This is a genomic window from Flavobacterium sp. Root186 (assembly GCF_001428525.1).
Lineage (GTDB): Bacteria > Bacteroidota > Bacteroidia > Flavobacteriales > Flavobacteriaceae > Flavobacterium.
Window position 1 is genome coordinate 596,047 of sequence record NZ_LMHW01000010.1, and the last position, 14,953, is coordinate 610,999.

At 34.0% G+C, this 14,953-nt stretch carries 14 protein-coding genes; 4 read left to right on the forward strand and 10 right to left on the reverse strand.

Annotated elements, in window-relative coordinates; genetic code table 11:
* Positions 1-91 precede the first annotated feature (91 nt).
* The 6 genes from ASD98_RS06410 to ASD98_RS06435 all read right to left on the reverse strand — a co-directional run bounded on the left by ASD98_RS06410 (position 92) and on the right by ASD98_RS06435 (position 6,311).
* The gene (locus ASD98_RS06410) at positions 92-808 is read right to left on the reverse strand and encodes a 3-ketoacyl-ACP reductase (RefSeq protein ID WP_056201681.1); all 717 of its coding nucleotides are present in this window, start codon (positions 806-808) and stop codon (positions 92-94) included.
* A 112-nt stretch (positions 809-920) separates the two neighbouring features.
* Entirely contained in the window at positions 921-1,508 is a 588-nt protein-coding gene (locus ASD98_RS06415) for an LURP-one-related/scramblase family protein (RefSeq protein WP_056201684.1), read from the reverse strand.
* Positions 1,509-1,561: 53 nt separating this feature from the next.
* Positions 1,562-3,634, reverse strand: a complete 2,073-nt coding sequence (locus ASD98_RS06420) for a VWA domain-containing protein (RefSeq protein WP_056201685.1) — start codon at positions 3,632-3,634, stop codon at positions 1,562-1,564.
* An 80-nt stretch (positions 3,635-3,714) separates the two neighbouring features.
* A complete protein-coding gene (locus tag ASD98_RS06425) occupies positions 3,715-4,683 on the reverse strand; it encodes a hypothetical protein (RefSeq protein WP_056201689.1) in 969 nt (322 codons plus the stop codon).
* A gap of 2 nt (positions 4,684-4,685) precedes the next feature.
* Entirely contained in the window at positions 4,686-5,186 is a 501-nt protein-coding gene (locus ASD98_RS06430) for an RNA polymerase sigma factor (RefSeq protein WP_053474076.1), read from the reverse strand.
* A 288-nt stretch (positions 5,187-5,474) separates the two neighbouring features.
* Positions 5,475-6,311, reverse strand: a complete 837-nt coding sequence (locus ASD98_RS06435; protein ID WP_056201692.1) for a hypothetical protein — start codon at positions 6,309-6,311, stop codon at positions 5,475-5,477.
* A gap of 206 nt (positions 6,312-6,517) precedes the next feature.
* Between ASD98_RS06435 and ASD98_RS06440 the strand changes: the two genes are divergently transcribed.
* A complete protein-coding gene (locus tag ASD98_RS06440) occupies positions 6,518-7,396 on the forward strand; it encodes a PPK2 family polyphosphate kinase (protein ID WP_056201695.1) in 879 nt (292 codons plus the stop codon).
* 163 nt (positions 7,397-7,559) lie between these two features.
* On the opposite strand, the gene ASD98_RS06445 is transcribed toward ASD98_RS06440, so the two are convergent.
* Entirely contained in the window at positions 7,560-8,084 is a 525-nt protein-coding gene (locus tag ASD98_RS06445; protein WP_056201697.1) for a hypothetical protein, read from the reverse strand.
* A 189-nt stretch (positions 8,085-8,273) separates the two neighbouring features.
* On the opposite strand from ASD98_RS06445, the gene ASD98_RS06450 reads away from it, so the two are divergent.
* The 3 genes from ASD98_RS06450 (at position 8,274) to ASD98_RS06460 (ending at position 12,195) form a co-directional block, all read left to right on the forward strand.
* Positions 8,274-9,659 (forward strand): MATE family efflux transporter, encoded by a 1,386-nt coding sequence (locus tag ASD98_RS06450; protein ID WP_056201700.1) that lies wholly within the window; start codon positions 8,274-8,276, stop codon positions 9,657-9,659.
* Positions 9,660-9,793: 134 nt separating this feature from the next.
* Positions 9,794-10,021 (forward strand): hypothetical protein, encoded by a 228-nt coding sequence (locus tag ASD98_RS06455; protein ID WP_053474023.1) that lies wholly within the window; start codon positions 9,794-9,796, stop codon positions 10,019-10,021.
* 239 nt (positions 10,022-10,260) lie between these two features.
* Entirely contained in the window at positions 10,261-12,195 is a 1,935-nt protein-coding gene (locus tag ASD98_RS06460; RefSeq protein WP_056201703.1) for an LTA synthase family protein, read from the forward strand.
* 160 nt (positions 12,196-12,355) lie between these two features.
* Here ASD98_RS06460 and meaB read toward each other — a convergent pair whose 3' ends face one another.
* The 3 genes from meaB to ASD98_RS06475 form a co-directional block, all read right to left on the reverse strand.
* Positions 12,356-13,453 carry a methylmalonyl Co-A mutase-associated GTPase MeaB gene (meaB, locus tag ASD98_RS06465; RefSeq protein WP_056201705.1) on the reverse strand — a complete coding sequence of 366 codons (1,098 nt, stop codon included), beginning with the start codon at positions 13,451-13,453 and terminating at the stop codon, positions 12,356-12,358.
* A gap of 158 nt (positions 13,454-13,611) precedes the next feature.
* Positions 13,612-14,253 carry an NAD(P)-dependent oxidoreductase gene (locus ASD98_RS06470; RefSeq protein ID WP_056201709.1) on the reverse strand — a complete coding sequence of 214 codons (642 nt, stop codon included), beginning with the start codon at positions 14,251-14,253 and terminating at the stop codon, positions 13,612-13,614.
* A 57-nt stretch (positions 14,254-14,310) separates the two neighbouring features.
* Positions 14,311-14,718: an Rrf2 family transcriptional regulator gene (locus ASD98_RS06475; RefSeq protein ID WP_056201713.1), complete on the reverse strand. Its 408-nt coding sequence runs from the start codon at positions 14,716-14,718 to the stop codon at positions 14,311-14,313.
* Positions 14,719-14,953: the final 235 nt, after the last annotated feature.

A 14,953-nucleotide genomic window follows, 5' to 3' on the forward strand; every position in this document is an offset into this window, starting at 1 on the left:
TTAGTTTTGAAAAATTCCAATTTTTTTAAACTCCAAATTCCAATTTCACTAAGAGTTGGAATTTGGAATTTAAAATTTGGAGTTTATTTTTTTAAGGATTTGTAGACCAAATACTGCTGTTTTTTATAAAAACTCGTCGGTTTAATTTAAGCTGTGCAATAATCAATTCAGCAACATCTTCAGACTGCATTACTTTTTCTGGGTTTCCATCTGTTAATTTTAAATCGATTGCCAAATCCGTTGCTACTGTACTCGGCGTTAAAGCAGTAACACGAATATTGTGTTTTCTCATTTCCTGCATTAGTGAATCAGTTAAACCCATAACAGCAAATTTTGAGGCACTGTAAGCACTTGTTACAGCATTTCCGTTTAATCCTGCTGTTGAAGAAATATTAATAATATCGCCCGTTTGTCTTTCAATCATTTGAGGAATAACAGCGCGGGTTGTATAATACGTTCCCATTAAATTTACCTGAATAATTCTTTCCCAGTCAGCTGGTTCTAATTCAAGGAATTTTCCAAAAGCACCAATTCCGGCATTATTAATTAAAATGTCAATAGTTTTAAATTCGGCTAAAGCTTTTTTAACAGCAGCATTTACAGAATTGATATCAGAAACATCTGCAGATAAAGCTAACGATTTTACACCTAATTTATTTACTTCAGCGGCCAATTGATCAACATCGGCCTGAGTTCTCGCAACAAGAATCACGTTTACACCTTCTTTTGCCAAAGCAATGGCGATCGCTTTTCCAATTCCTTTACCAGCGCCTGTAATAAGCGCATTTTTATTTTTTAAGTCTGTCATGATTTATGTTTAGAAATGCAAAAAGCATCATTTTAAGTCTAACAAAAATAAAGCTTTTGCCAACTAAAATGATGCTTTTAGGTGTTTTCTTAATCTAAGTTTAACAACTTTTTTATTCTTTCAAAACCATATCGATACACATAACGGCAGCAAGAATTAATTGTCTAAGCGGACTATCAGATGGTACAGTATCTTCAATTTGAAGTACATAATTATCTGCACTTGTAAAGAACTCTTTTCCTAATCCGGCCCATTTCTTGCTTACCTGCGCAAGCTGTTTATTTTCATAAGAAAATTTAAAATCCCATCCTGTCCATTTTCCTTGTAATGTTGCAACAGGTTTTTCATTTTTATCTAAGATTTCGAATCTTCCTCCAAATGAGAAAAATTTTTGTTTGAAAGTTCCAATTAACCTGTCTTTTTCGTCAAAAACTTCAACCGTCGATCTGAATATTGCAATTCCTCTTTTTACCGAAATTAATTTTTCGCCCGAAGCAGTTGTGATTTCAACATTAAAAGGTGTCGCTCTTTTATAATCTGTAAAACGAAATACTTTAGTAAAGAAACCAAGATTATTTTCTCGGCAGTTCATAATTATTTGATTCGTTTGAGGGTCGTAAATGTCGTAGTTGTTAGCAGCTTTAAACATTCCGATATGTTCTTTAACTAAAAATAGATTTTGGCTTAAAATTGGATTCATACGTTTATTAAAATTAATGATTCGATTAAAAACCAAATGTAAAGAAATATTTATTAATTATATTGTTCGGAAGTTTCAACAAGGCGAATAAATTCGGCTTTGTAACCTCCTTTGTCGAATGACATTCCTTGTTGTGCTAATTCTGCAATAGCTTCAGATGATTTATCAGTAATTAATTTTGAATCTCTTAGTTTTAATCCAAACCAAGCCACAGCCGTACTGAATTTAAAATCATCACTCGCTTTATCTAAACTAACCGATCTGTTGTTGATTATCTGAACCATTTCGATACTTTTATCACCGTCAGGTTTTTTGTAACGGAATTTTATTGTTGCCAGTTCACCGCTGTAATTGTTTGAACTTGTTTCGGTTTGAGTGTATTTTAAATCATCAGGCTGAACGTTTAAATAATCGCTTTTTACACCGGCAGGAATAATTTCATATAAAGCCGTAACGGTATGATTACTTCCTAATTCTCCGGCATCAATTGCATCATTTTTAAAATCTTCCGGACGAAGTTTTCTGTTTTCATAACCAATCAATCGATATGCCTGAACTTGTTTTGGGTTGAATTCAATTTGAATTTTTACATCTTTTGCAATCGCAAACATTGAACCTTTAAACTCTTTTCCAAGAAAACGATTTGCTTCCTGAATATTATCGATATAGGCATAATTTCCGTTTCCTTTATCAGCAAGGATTTCCATTTTACTGTCTTTGTAATTTCCCATTCCGTAACCCAGACAAGTTAAGAAAACGCCGGTTTTTCTTTTCTCTTCGATTAATTTCTCCATATCAGAATTTGAAGAACTTCCCACATTAAAATCACCGTCGGTTGCCAGAATTACACGATTGTTTCCGCTTTTGATAAAATTTTCAGTGGCAATTTTATAAGCGAGTTCGATCCCTGCGCCTCCGGCTGTACTTCCTCCGGCTTCTAATTTATCCAGCGCTTTAATTATTGTTTTTTTCTCGTTTCCAGAAGTTGGAGGTAAAACCATTCCTGCTGCTCCCGCATAGACCACAATTGCTACTTTGTCATTTGGTCGTAGTTCATTTACCAATATTTTCATGGATTGTTTTAGCAAAGGCAGTTTAGTCATGTCTTCCATTGAACCTGATACGTCAATTAAGAAAACAAGATTTGAAGCCGGTAAATCATCTGTAGGGATATTTTTTCCTTGTAAACCAATTTTCAGAATTTTGTTTTGTGAGTTCCATGGTGAATCGCTTACTTCAGTATTAATAGAAAACGGATGTTCATTTTTAGGCTGAGGATAATTGTATTTAAAAAAGTTGACCATTTCTTCTACACGCACCGCATCTTTTGGGACTTCTTGTCCACTATTCAAAAAACGTCTGATATTGGTATAAGAAGCATTATCTACATCAATAGAAAAAGTAGAAAGCGGAGCCGTTTTTGGGCTTTCAAAAGCATTTTCTACGAAAGTATCATAATCTTCCTGAGCTGGCTGAACAGGGTTTAGTCTGATAATATTTAATTTCTTGTCTAATTCTTGTTCCGTAAGATTTTTGTAAAGTCCGTCTTTCGTTACAATAACTACTGCGCCGTTTGCCGCTTTATTTCCATAAATTGAGATAGCCGATTCATCCTTTAAAACCTTTACATCATCAATATCATTCGGATTAATTTTTGCCATTTGATCGGCTTTTATCGCAACTCCGTCAACAATGTAAATCGGTTCATTTTTAGGAGAAACAGATTCCGTGACACTTGGAGCTGGCGTATATTGGCTTTTTGATTGTTTTGCGGCTTTTCTTTTAGTTCTTGAAATTCCGTAAGCCACTGTAACAACTTCCTGCAGCTGATTAGATTCGTCTTTTAATGCAACATTGATAACATTTGAATCTTGTACAATAATTGTTTGGCTCTTCATTCCGATATAAGAAAAAACAAGAGCATCACCTTTTTGAGCTTGAATGCTGTATTTTCCATCAAAATCCGTTGCAACATATGTTTTTGTCCCTTGAATGTAGACATTAACCCCCGGAAGCGCAATCGAACTTGCATCTGTAACAATTCCTGTAATCGTTCTTTCCTGCGCCATTGACACGAAACATATAAGCATAGCAATGGCTGATGAAATAAGTTTTAGACTTTTCATGATAGTAAGTTTTAAATTAATGTTCGGATTTTTTTCTTAGTCAAAGCTTTAAACTTTGACTAAGATTTGTTGAGTTTTGGCTATTTCTTTAAAGCCGGTTTTCCTGTTTTTGTAGTTATGATAACAACTCCTTTTTTTCCTTTTTCACCATATTTTGATGTGGCTTCAAGATCTTGTAAAATGGTTATTGTTTTAATGTCTTGTTTGTCTAAAGGCGCGTAAGGACTAGTTGGATTATTTCCAAATAAATCATTTTCAGAATAGTAAATTCCGTCAATAATGTACAAAGGTTCATCTAAAACAACTAGAGATTCTACATTCTCAGGCTGTAGATTTGTAATTTCAGCCTGCATCATTTTGTCTTTTTTTACCTCGTCGCTGTGAGCCATTGCATTACCGTTAAGGATAACTAAAGGGGCACTTTTTTTAGCTCTTTGAGATTGCATTTCTGCAGAAGAGGCTTTAAAAGTTTCTTTCTCCATTTTTCTTGAATATCCGGAACTTACATCTATTTTATCTTTGGCTTTTGAAACTTCAGTTTCTTCTTCCGAATATTCTGATTCTACAGCAACGGCGGCAGGTGCACTAAGCGCAGGCATTGCATCATAGTTTGGTGTTGCAACTACATCGGTAGAACTTGCAATTTCCTGAATCGCCACTCTTTCCTGCTGTTTAATTTGTTTCTCCAGAATTTTAGCAGCTTCTTCTTTTGGAACTAATTGTGAATCTGCAGTAACAACGGCTTTGTTTTTCTCTAAAGCTGAATTATTAATTGTTTCTTTTTCAGTTTCATTAACCACAACCTTATCTGGTGTTTGAATAATAGTCGTTTTGTCTGTTTTTAAAAACTGATATCCTAAAGAAATTACTAATAAAAGTGAAGCAGCGACAGCGATTTTTTTCCAAAGAGCAATGCTTTTTTTATCTTCTTTTCGGTCGAGTTTGTCTTCAAGGCGTGACCAGACTTTTTCCATTCCCGGAAAATCTTTGGGTTCTGCATTATCTGCAGCTTCCTTAAATCTGTTGAATATTTTATCTTGATTGTCCATGACTATTTTGCTTTTTGATAATACAATTTATTTACTAATTCCTTTAGCTTGGTTTTCGCAGCATTCAATTGTGATTTTGAAGTGCCTTCAGAAATATTGAGCATTGCTGCAATTTCTTTATGTCCGAAACCTTCAATAACAAAAAGGTTAAAAACAGTCTTACAGCCATCGGGAATATGGTTTAATAAATTAAGTAAGTCTTCTTCTTCTAATGAGTTCATTTCTTCTGTAAATGGCTGTGCAAGCATTTTTACATCATCAAGATACATATTGAAATTTGTGTTTTTCTTGATGGAAGCCAAACAGTAATTAACGGCAATTTTTCTGGCCCAGGCTTCAAAGGCTTTTTCTTCCTTAAGCTGATCTAGTTTTGTAAATATGGTATAGAAAGCGTCAGCCAAGGCTTCTTCGATTTCTTCTTCCTTCTTGAGGTATCGTTTGCAAACGCGATACAATTTTGGAGCCATGTGCTCATAAACCTGACGCTGCGCATCGCGGTTCATTTTTTTGCAGTTAGAAATTAGCGTTTCGTTTATCACAATATTGGTCTTTAATTATAAAGAGAGCGAAAAAGATAAAAAGGTTGGGACGAGGTTGAAAAAAAGTTTTTTTTTCAGGTTCAAAGGTTCATAGTTTCAAAGTTACAAAGGTTTTATGTAGAGACGCATAGCAGTGTGTCTAATGTCTCGTAAATTCGCAATCTTTGTCATCATCATTATTACATTCTTTATGGAGACGCACAGCTGTGCGCCTCTACATTACTATTGTAATAGATATACTTTGCGTAATTCTTATTTAATAGGCAAAGTCAATTTAAAAATCTTAGTCTCTAAAAGATCCGTATCATTATCCTCACAAAGTAAAAAATCAATTTTGTTATTTTCTTTTTTATAGAAAGTTAAACCTTCAAATTTATTGGTTGAAGTTATTTTTTGAGTAAAATCAATTTTCATGGTTTTAAGATCAATTCTTCCAATGAAACTTCCAAGGATTTCTCCGTCGTCGTAAGTTGATTTTGTGTCTTCGGCAGTAGATAGGAAATAGATTTTGTCTTCCACTAAAATTGCATCGGTAAAACTAGAGCGAACACCTTTTATTTTAGGCAGTTTATAATTGGTCGCAACCAAAGCAAATTCATCTCCAAGACTTTTGGCATGAATCGTAAAAATGATGTTTTTGTTTGAAATTCCGTTTCCGCGGTTGAATAAGTACCAGTTCTCGCCGTCAAAAACTGCACCTTCAAGATTGAAATCTGCAGGTTTTATAGAACCAAAATTTTGCATTACGGCATATAAATCGACTAGATTATTTTTTTGTAAAACGGTTTTTGATTTAATATTAAACTCAATCATCTTGTTTCTGTTTTCGGTAGAGCCGGAACCAAAAACATATAGTGTATCGTTATGATGCGTTAAAGATTCAAAATCGGGTTTTAGATTTTTCGGAATATTTTGCGTTGGATTATCAATTAAAGGATGTTGGTTTAACTGCTGATTCTGCATGTTGTATTCGTATAAGAATCCGCTATTGTCGCCAATGATATAAAGCGCATCATTGTTATAAAATAATCCTGATGCTGAACCGATTCCGATGATTTGAAATAATATTTCTAATGTGAATTTTTCCATGAATGTTGTTTTGAAAATAATTGCCCAGCCCTGATAGTAATGGAAATACTTTGAAAAGAAATTGAATTTTTTCCTGACAGAACAAAGCGACCAGCGGAAGCTCTTGTTGTGGCTTTGGAAAAAGCAATTTATTGAAAAAGTATTGCAATGAATAGCAGGAATATGCTTCGTAAAATTACTATATTTATAATACAAAATTTGAAAATATGAAATCAATAGAACCGAAAGATTTTAAAGTCACAGATAAAATTAAATTAAGTAAACTTCCAACTTTATTAAATATTGATGCCGATGATGATGAAAAAGAAGAAAAACTCGATAAGGTTCAGGCAAAATTGAGCGATTTTCAGGATGTGATGTATGCACACAATAAATATGGGGTTTTGATATGCCTTCAGGGAATGGATACTTCCGGAAAAGACAGTTTGATCAGAGAAGTTTTTAAAGAATTTAATCCGCGTGGGGTTGTGGTTCATAGTTTTAAAACACCAAATTCAACTGAATTAGAACACGATTATTTATGGCGTCATTATATTGCTTTGCCCGAAAAAGGAAAGTTTGCAATTTTTAACCGAACGCATTACGAGAATATTTTGGTTACGCGAGTTCATCCTGAATTTATTCTGGCAGAAAATTTACCCGGAATTAATTCGGTTGACGATATAAAACCTAAATTCTGGAAAAACAGAATCGAGCAGATCAATAACTTCGAAAAACATATTACTCAAAACGGAACAGTTGTCATGAAGTTTTTTCTGCATTTGAGTAAAGACGAACAAAAGAATCGTTTGCTTCGTCGTTTAGAAGAAGGAAAACACAACTGGAAATTTTCTCCCGGCGATTTAAAAGAACGTGAACATTGGGACGAATACCAGCAATATTATGAAGAAGCAATAAATGAGACTTCGACAGAAAAAGCTCCATGGTACGTAATTCCCGCAGATGATAAAGATATGGCGCGTTATATTGTAGCGAAGATTATTTGGGAAGAAATGAAACAATACACCGATATTCAGGTTCCGGAATTACCGAAAGAGATTAAAGACAATTTTGATACCTATAAGAAGACTTTGGAGAAGAGTTAGGAATTAGATAATGTGTCAATTTGATAATTAGATAATTTTTTCAAAGCTTAAACCCTATCGAGCTTACTTTTTTTAGGAACTTTAATAAAATACAAAACCCGGAAGACTATGAAAACTTCCGGGTTTGTTACCAAAAACAAAAAAATAAAATAAACCTTTCTTTTTATAGATCAAAACCATAGGCTAAACGAAGAGCCACTTGATTGGTGTTGAACTTGTCGTAGTCCTCATAACGGACACTCACGTCAATGTATTTGTTGGCGTACCCAATTCCTGGAGCCCATAAAAATGTGGTGTCATTATACCCATTTGTCACAGCAAAACCGGCACCTACTTCACCTAAAACATAAAATTGATCTTCCCAGAAAAAAGCTTTAAAACCAGCTTTTGCAGGAATAAATCCTAAATCTTTTATGTCATTTCCTAAAGCATCTTTGCCTCCCACAAACAAGTTTGTAAAACCTGTAGTTAATGTCAAAGATGTTCTTTTAGATAAGTCATATTGTAAACGAACGTCTCCACCAAGTGAAAAATCATAATCGTCAGTATCAGTTGGGATTCCTCCGTTTAAACCAATTCCTAATCTAAAACCCTGATCGTAATTTGTTGCTGCATTGTCTTGAGCGAAAGTGGCATTAGAATATAAAAATGCGAATGCAGCGAGGCATATAAACTGTAATTTTTTCATGGCATATATCTTTGAATTATTAATAATGTAAAAGTAAAATAGAGCCCTTTTGAACTTGTTATATAATTTTTAAAAATCGTTATATAATATTACGGTATGCTAATTTAGCCTTAAAATTGGCTTATCTTTTTATTAATAGGATAGAATTCGAAGCTTCTGATTATCTTTGCCCACTAAAAAAGCAGTAAAGTGAATTTAAAGCAGTACACCAAAGAGTTTTCATATAATTTCAGACTGGCATATCCTATTATATTAGGTATGGTTGGCCATACTTTAATTGGTATTGTCGACAATATAATGGTAGGGAAATTAGGAAGTACTGAATTGGCGGCAGTTTCACTTGGAAACAGTATGATTTTTATTGCCATGTCATTAGGAATTGGTTTTTCGACAGCAATTACACCAATTGTAGCCGAAGGCGATGCTGAAAAAAACGATGGCAAAATTCGTTCTGCATTTCATCATGGTTTGTTTTTATGCGCCATTATTGGGTTATTGCTTTTTACTTTAATTGTTTTGGCAAAACCATTAATGGAGTTATTAGAACAGCCTAAAGAAGTAATTGTATTGGCAAAACCATACTTAGACTGGGTTGCTTTCTCATTGATTCCTTTAGTAATGTATCAGGGCTACAAACAATTTGCCGACGGAAAATCGATGACCAAATATTCGATGTACGCCATGATTATGGCAAATGTGCTTCACGTAGGTATAAATTATCTCTTGATTTATGGTATTTGGATTTTTCCTAAAATGGGAATTATCGGCGCGGCACTTGGTACCGTGATTTCGAGAATATTTTTGGTTATGTTCATGCATATTATGCTGTCAAGAAGAAATGATTTAAAACATTTTTTTAAAAATTTCAGTTTCAGTGAAATTAAAAGTGCAACGCTCAAAAAAATAATAAACTTAGGATTTCCATCAGCCATGCAGATGCTTTTTGAAGTTGTTTTGTTTACAGCTTCGATCTGGCTTTGCGGTAATATTGGTAAAACCAGTCAGGCAGCCAATCAAATTGCATTGAGTTTGTCGTCGCTTACTTTTATGTTTGCGATGGGATTAAGCGTTACATCGATGATTAGAGTAAGTAATCAAAGAGGACTGCAGGATTATAAAAATCTTGTTGTTGTAGCCCGTTCTATATTTTTGCTTGCCATTGTCATCGAAACTTTTTTTGCTTTTCTATTTGTCGTTTTTCATGATTTTTTCCCGCACATTTTTTTAAATATGGAAAACAGCGGACAAATTCTGGATAATACCGAAGTAATCAAAATTGCTTCAAAATTATTATTGATAGCGGCTATTTTTCAAATTTCCGATGGAGTTCAGGTTGTGGTTCTGGGAGCTTTACGTGGCTTACAGGATGTCAAAATTCCAATGTATATCACTTTTGTAGCCTATTGGGTTATTGGTTTTCCTATTTCTTATTATTTGGGAGAATATACAGAATGGAAGGCGCAGGGCGTTTGGATTGGGCTTTTGGCAGGATTAACCACAGCGGCAATTTTCCTGTACATGCGCTTTCATTACTTAACTAAGAAATTAATTACTGATTCAGTTTCAAATAACTAAATTTGAAGCTTAAAAATATAGGCCCACAGATTTCACGGATTTATTTAAATAACACAGAATTCGAATCTGTTCAATCTGTAAAATCTGTGGGTCAAAAACAGACATTATAATTTAAAAAAATAAACTTAAATAAAATGGAATTACCTAAATTTTTACTTGGCGATAATACTGATTTTCCGGATGATATCTTCATCATTCATCTTGATTATCCAAGATTTATAATCAACTTAAAAGATGATGAGGTTGAATTTATGGAAGAAGCCGAAGATCTTGATGAAGCAGAATTAAATGCAGAAATGGAAGGTCTTATTGTTAAAGCCAATGAATTTTACGACAGAGAAATAAACCGCTACGAGGAGTAAAGACGCGTATGTAGAGACGCACTGCAGTGCGTCTTTTATGCATTCGAGTTTTTTCTATAACACCAAAAATTGCTCGCAAAGTCGCAGAGTCGCAAAGTTTTTGTTTTTTTAAGTCTTTTTAATAAAAGTTTGCGACTCTGCGACTTTTGCGAGATTAAAAAAATAACGGATTAAAACAAAAACTTAGCGAGTTAGTATCTTCCCATATTCTCAATTAAAAAATTAATGTAATTCATCTAATGAAAAAATTAAGTTATTTAAAACCTATTTTCAATTTTATATTAATCGGATTACTGATTACAACATTAAGCCGAATATTTTTATTTTTCCTTTTTAAAGAAAGGGTAGAGCAGACACCTGATTTCTGGTATATTTTTCCAATCGGTTTGCGAATGGATTTGATTTTACTTTGTTATTTGTCGTTTCTGCCGGCTGTTTTAATTACTTTTCTGCCAAATAAATGGTTGAAATTCACCAATAGTTTTTTAGTAATTTATAGTTTCTTATTCCTGTTTTTGATTCTTTTTGTAGAATTAGCTTCACCAGACTTCGTAAAACAATACGACACGCGTCCGAATAAGATTTTCTTAGATTATTTGATTTATCCTAAGGAAGTGGTTGGAATGCTTTTAAAAAGTTACCTGATTTCAATCATCGTTACTTTTATAATTTTGGGAACAGCCATTTATTTTGCCTTCAAAAAAGGGAAAAAATATTTTCATACTACAAGCACTGAATATAAATTCAAACTAATCGCTTTTCCATTAGTAGCATTTTTATTGTTTTTTGGAGCACGTTCAAGTCTTACTTCAAAACGTCCTATTAATGCCAGTAATGCTGTTTTCTCGACAGATCAATTGACCAATACTTTAGGACTAAATTCATTTTATACAGTTGCTTTTGCCGCTTATTCAATTAAGAATGAAGGAAACACAAAAATGTATGGTAAAATGGATGAAGCCGAAGCCATTGCTCGTGTAAAAAAATACATGATTGCCGGACCAAATGGTTTTACAGATGCCGAAATTCCGTTTCTGCATGTACAGCAGCCAGATTCGGTTAAGAAAAAACCATATAATTTGGTGATTTTTCTACAAGAAAGTTTAGGTGCAGAATATGTTGGAATTTTAGGTGGAAAACCGCTGACACCCGAATTTGATAAATTATCAAAAGAAGGATTATTGTTTACTAATTTATACTGTACAGGAACCAGAAGCGTTCGCGGAATTGAAGCCGTTGTAACCGGATTTTTACCATCGCCGTCAGAAAGTGTGGTGAAACTTGGAAATTCACAACAAGGATTTTTTACTCTTGCCGATGCTTTAAAACAAAAAGGATACGATACAAGTTTCATTTATGGCGGAATGGCGAATTTCGATAATATGGCTTCGTTTTTCAACGGAAATGGTTTCAGCGATATTGTAGATCAGGAAGATTTTGAATCAGATGGAAATAAATATGCTTTCAAGGGAACTTGGGGCTACTCTGATGAAGATTTGGTAACAAAAGCCAATAATTATTTCAAATCAAAAGGCGATAAACCATTCTTCTCCTTAATGTTTTCGACTTCAAATCATGAACCGTTTGAATATCCGGCAGGGAGAATAAAGCAATTTGATAAAAAAGCAGCAACGGTAAACAACGCCATGAAATATGCCGATTTCTCAATTGGAAAATTCTTCGAAATGGCTAAAAAAGAGCCGTATTTTAAAAATACTATTTTCATTGTAATCGCAGATCACAATACAAGAACATACGGAAAGAATTTAGTACCAATTAATAAATTCCATATTCCGGCATTTATTATGGGACCTGGAGTTCCAAAAGGAGCAGTTTATGACAGATTGGCAAGTCAAATCGATATTCCGCCAACATTGTTAAGCTATTTAGGACTTTCTTTTGAAACACCAATGGTGGGAAGAAACTTAAATAAACTAGATTCAAAAGTGCAGGGAAGATCGATTATGCAGTTTAATGATATCAACGCTTTTAGAGTAGAGAATCAGGTTGTTATTATGCAGCCAAATCTAAAACCGCTTCAGTTCGAAATTAAAAACGATACAACTTTAATTCCGGTTAAGTTAAACGAAGAATTAGCAAAAGATGCCTTAGCACACGTTATTACAGCGGGGAATTTGTATAAAGAGAATAAGTATAAATTGAGAAAAAAATAGGTTCATTCAGGGACAAAGGTCCAGAGGAACAAAGGTTCAAAGAAACAGAGAAAAAAAAACTTTATTTCTTTGCACCTTTATTATTTCGAACCGTTTAAGAATATAATAAGTTCTCGACTCCGCTAGAACTGACAAATAAAGATAAACCTTTGCGCCTTTGTTACCTTGAACCTTTATTAAAATACAATTTTAATAACTTTTGCGCAGCGGCAAAAGGTGATATTTCATTATTTTGCACCGCTTTTTTATTTTGTTCCAATAATGAAATGATTTCGGACTGATTGTAGAAATTTTGTTTCAATTGTTCGTTGATAGTTTCCATCATCCAAAACTGATTTTGTTCGTTTCTTTTTTCCTGAAAGAATCCTGTTTCTTTTGTCATTTCGAAATAATCAGAAATGGTGTTCCAGATCTCCGAAATACCCTCTTTTGTAATGGCGCTGCAAGTCGTGACTTTGGGCTGCCAGTTTGATTTTTTTGGAGGAAATAAATGCAACGCACGGTTAAACTCCAGTTTCGCCTGATTGGCTTTTTTGATATTATCACCGTCTGCTTTATTGATGACGATGGTGTCTGCCATTTCCATAATACCGCGTTTGATGCCTTGAAGTTCATCGCCTGCACCGGAAATTTTTAATAAAAGAAAAAAGTCAACCATACTGTGAACAGCAGTTTCACTTTGTCCCACACCAACCGTTTCTATAATTATCGTATCAAAACGGGCGGCTTCGCATAAAATAATCGTTTCACGGGTTTTACGGGCAACGCCACCCAGATTTTCTCCAGATGCACTTGGACGGATAAAAGCATTTTCATCTTTTACGAGTTCTTCCATTCGGGTTTTATCGCCCAGAATACTTCCGTGCGAAATCGAACTGCTGGGATCAACGGCCAGAACAGCCACTTTTTTTCCTGCCTGAGTCAAATAAGTTCCAAAAGCCTCAATAAAAGTACTTTTACCAACTCCGGGAACACCCGTAATCCCTATGCGAATTGATTTATTGGCATGGGGAAGGCAGCCTTTTATTACTTCGTCTGCTTTTGCTGCATGTTCCGGATTTGTGCTTTCGATAAGTGTAATCGCGCGGCTCAGTGCTGTTATATTTCCGGAAAGAATTCCAGAGACTAATTCGGCTGCAGAAGGCTGCTGTCTGCGTTTGTTTTTAATTTGATTGATAGCCGAAACATTGGTAATTTCAGGAGATGAAATTCCAGCTTTTTCAGTTAAACTCCCCGACTGTTTCTTTAAACTTGACAAAATACTTTTTTAATATTGTAAAAGTACAGAAAACAAAAACAGTTTCAAAAAGTTAGTTTGCCACGAATTACACGAATTTCCACTAATTTGTTATGCTGAAATTAAGTATTAAAAAAATAATTTGTGAAAATTCGTTTAATTCGTGGCAAAAGAAAAAATCAATAAGCTGCAGTAAAACGAACCTGATGATGTTTTGGAGTTTCAGTTTCATCAGCAATAACGACGGCTAAATCTTCTACGGATAAAATGCTTCTTTGCTCATCGTTAAAAACAGGATTTTCTAAACCTAAACGATATTTTCCTGTTCTTCCGGTTGTAATACCCTGGTGCATTTCGAAAGCCGGACTAAAAAATGCCCAGTCTAATTCTTTTTCTTCTTTTAAAATATTTAAATAATCTCTTGCTGCTGTTGCGCCGGCATAAAATTCTTTTGGAAAATCTGGTGTGTCCACTGCTTGTAAACCTGGAGCTACAAACAAACTTCCTGCACCGCCAATTGTGATATAACGTTTTACACCCGATTTTTTTACCGCTTCCTGAATGGCTTTAGACCCTGAAATAAAATCATCATAAATATTAGGGTTTGTCCATCCTGAATTATAAGCGTTGATAACAGCGTCGTTTCCTTTTAAAATTGCTGCCAATTCGGTTACATTAAAGATATTAGCACTTTTCCAGTTAATGCCAGCGGTGTCTTTTGGGTTTCTTGCAATAGCAGTAATGTCGTGATTTCTGCCTGCCAATTCGTTCAAGATTGCTGAGCCTACAAATCCTGTGGCTCCAATAATTGCGATTTTCATAATATATAAATTTATTTAGTAATAAAAAATGTTACAGTTTAAGGTAAAAAAATAGTTTTAAAATTGGTTCGAAAAATCTTCTAAAGAAATGCCTTGTAATTGTGCACTCACTTTTTGATTCATGTCTGCATACAAAGCATCCAGATTCTGATTGATTTTTTTTCCCACAGGACAATCCGGATTGGGCTGATTTTTAGCATAACCCAGATTGATGGTTTCAAAAGTCATTTCAAAAATTTCTTTTAAAGTCAGCTTTGATGAATCTACAGCCAGTTTTGTGCCGCCGTTTTTTCCTTCTTTACTTTCTACAATATGATGTGCTTTTAAGTTTGCAATCTCTTTTCGAACCAAAACAGGATTCAAATTAATACTTCCTGCAATATATTCTGATGATAAATAATCATTCGGAAATTTATTGAGCAAAGTAAGAATGTGAATTGTTATGGCAAATTTACCTGAAAGCATACTGTAATAAAATATATTACAAATGTAGTGATTTTTTTTTAAATGTGAAATGTTATATGTTAAATGTAAGAAGTAATTAGTGATTAGTCCTTAGTAATTAGTTTTTTAGCTTTTAGTAGTTAGTGAGTTTTTTTAAAAGTAGATTCCTTAAATTTTGCAAAAAATCCCAGCCAATTACTTATCCGCTAAAATTTAACCAAAAACACTAACAAACTAATTACTAAGGACTAATTAC

Excerpts from the sequence above, each read along its gene's own strand:
- ASD98_RS06410 (WP_056201681.1), bottom strand. The coding sequence starts at position 808 with ATGACAGACTTAAAAAATAAAAATGCGCTTATTACAGGCGCTGGTAAA.
- ASD98_RS06415 (WP_056201684.1), bottom strand. The coding sequence starts at position 1,508 with ATGAATCCAATTTTAAGCCAAAATCTATTTTTAGTTAAAGAACATATC.
- ASD98_RS06420 (WP_056201685.1), bottom strand. The coding sequence starts at position 3,634 with ATGAAAAGTCTAAAACTTATTTCATCAGCCATTGCTATGCTTATATGT.
- ASD98_RS06425 (WP_056201689.1), bottom strand. The coding sequence starts at position 4,683 with ATGGACAATCAAGATAAAATATTCAACAGATTTAAGGAAGCTGCAGAT.
- ASD98_RS06430 (WP_053474076.1), bottom strand. The coding sequence starts at position 5,186 with ATGAACCGCGATGCGCAGCGTCAGGTTTATGAGCACATGGCTCCAAAA.
- ASD98_RS06435 (WP_056201692.1), bottom strand. The coding sequence starts at position 6,311 with ATGGAAAAATTCACATTAGAAATATTATTTCAAATCATCGGAATCGGT.
- ASD98_RS06440 (WP_056201695.1), top strand. The coding sequence starts at position 6,518 with ATGAAATCAATAGAACCGAAAGATTTTAAAGTCACAGATAAAATTAAA.
- ASD98_RS06445 (WP_056201697.1), bottom strand. The coding sequence starts at position 8,084 with ATGAAAAAATTACAGTTTATATGCCTCGCTGCATTCGCATTTTTATAT.
- ASD98_RS06455 (WP_053474023.1), top strand. The coding sequence starts at position 9,794 with ATGGAATTACCTAAATTTTTACTTGGCGATAATACTGATTTTCCGGAT.
- ASD98_RS06460 (WP_056201703.1), top strand. The coding sequence starts at position 10,261 with ATGAAAAAATTAAGTTATTTAAAACCTATTTTCAATTTTATATTAATC.
- ASD98_RS06470 (WP_056201709.1), bottom strand. The coding sequence starts at position 14,253 with ATGAAAATCGCAATTATTGGAGCCACAGGATTTGTAGGCTCAGCAATC.
- ASD98_RS06475 (WP_056201713.1), bottom strand. The coding sequence starts at position 14,718 with ATGCTTTCAGGTAAATTTGCCATAACAATTCACATTCTTACTTTGCTC.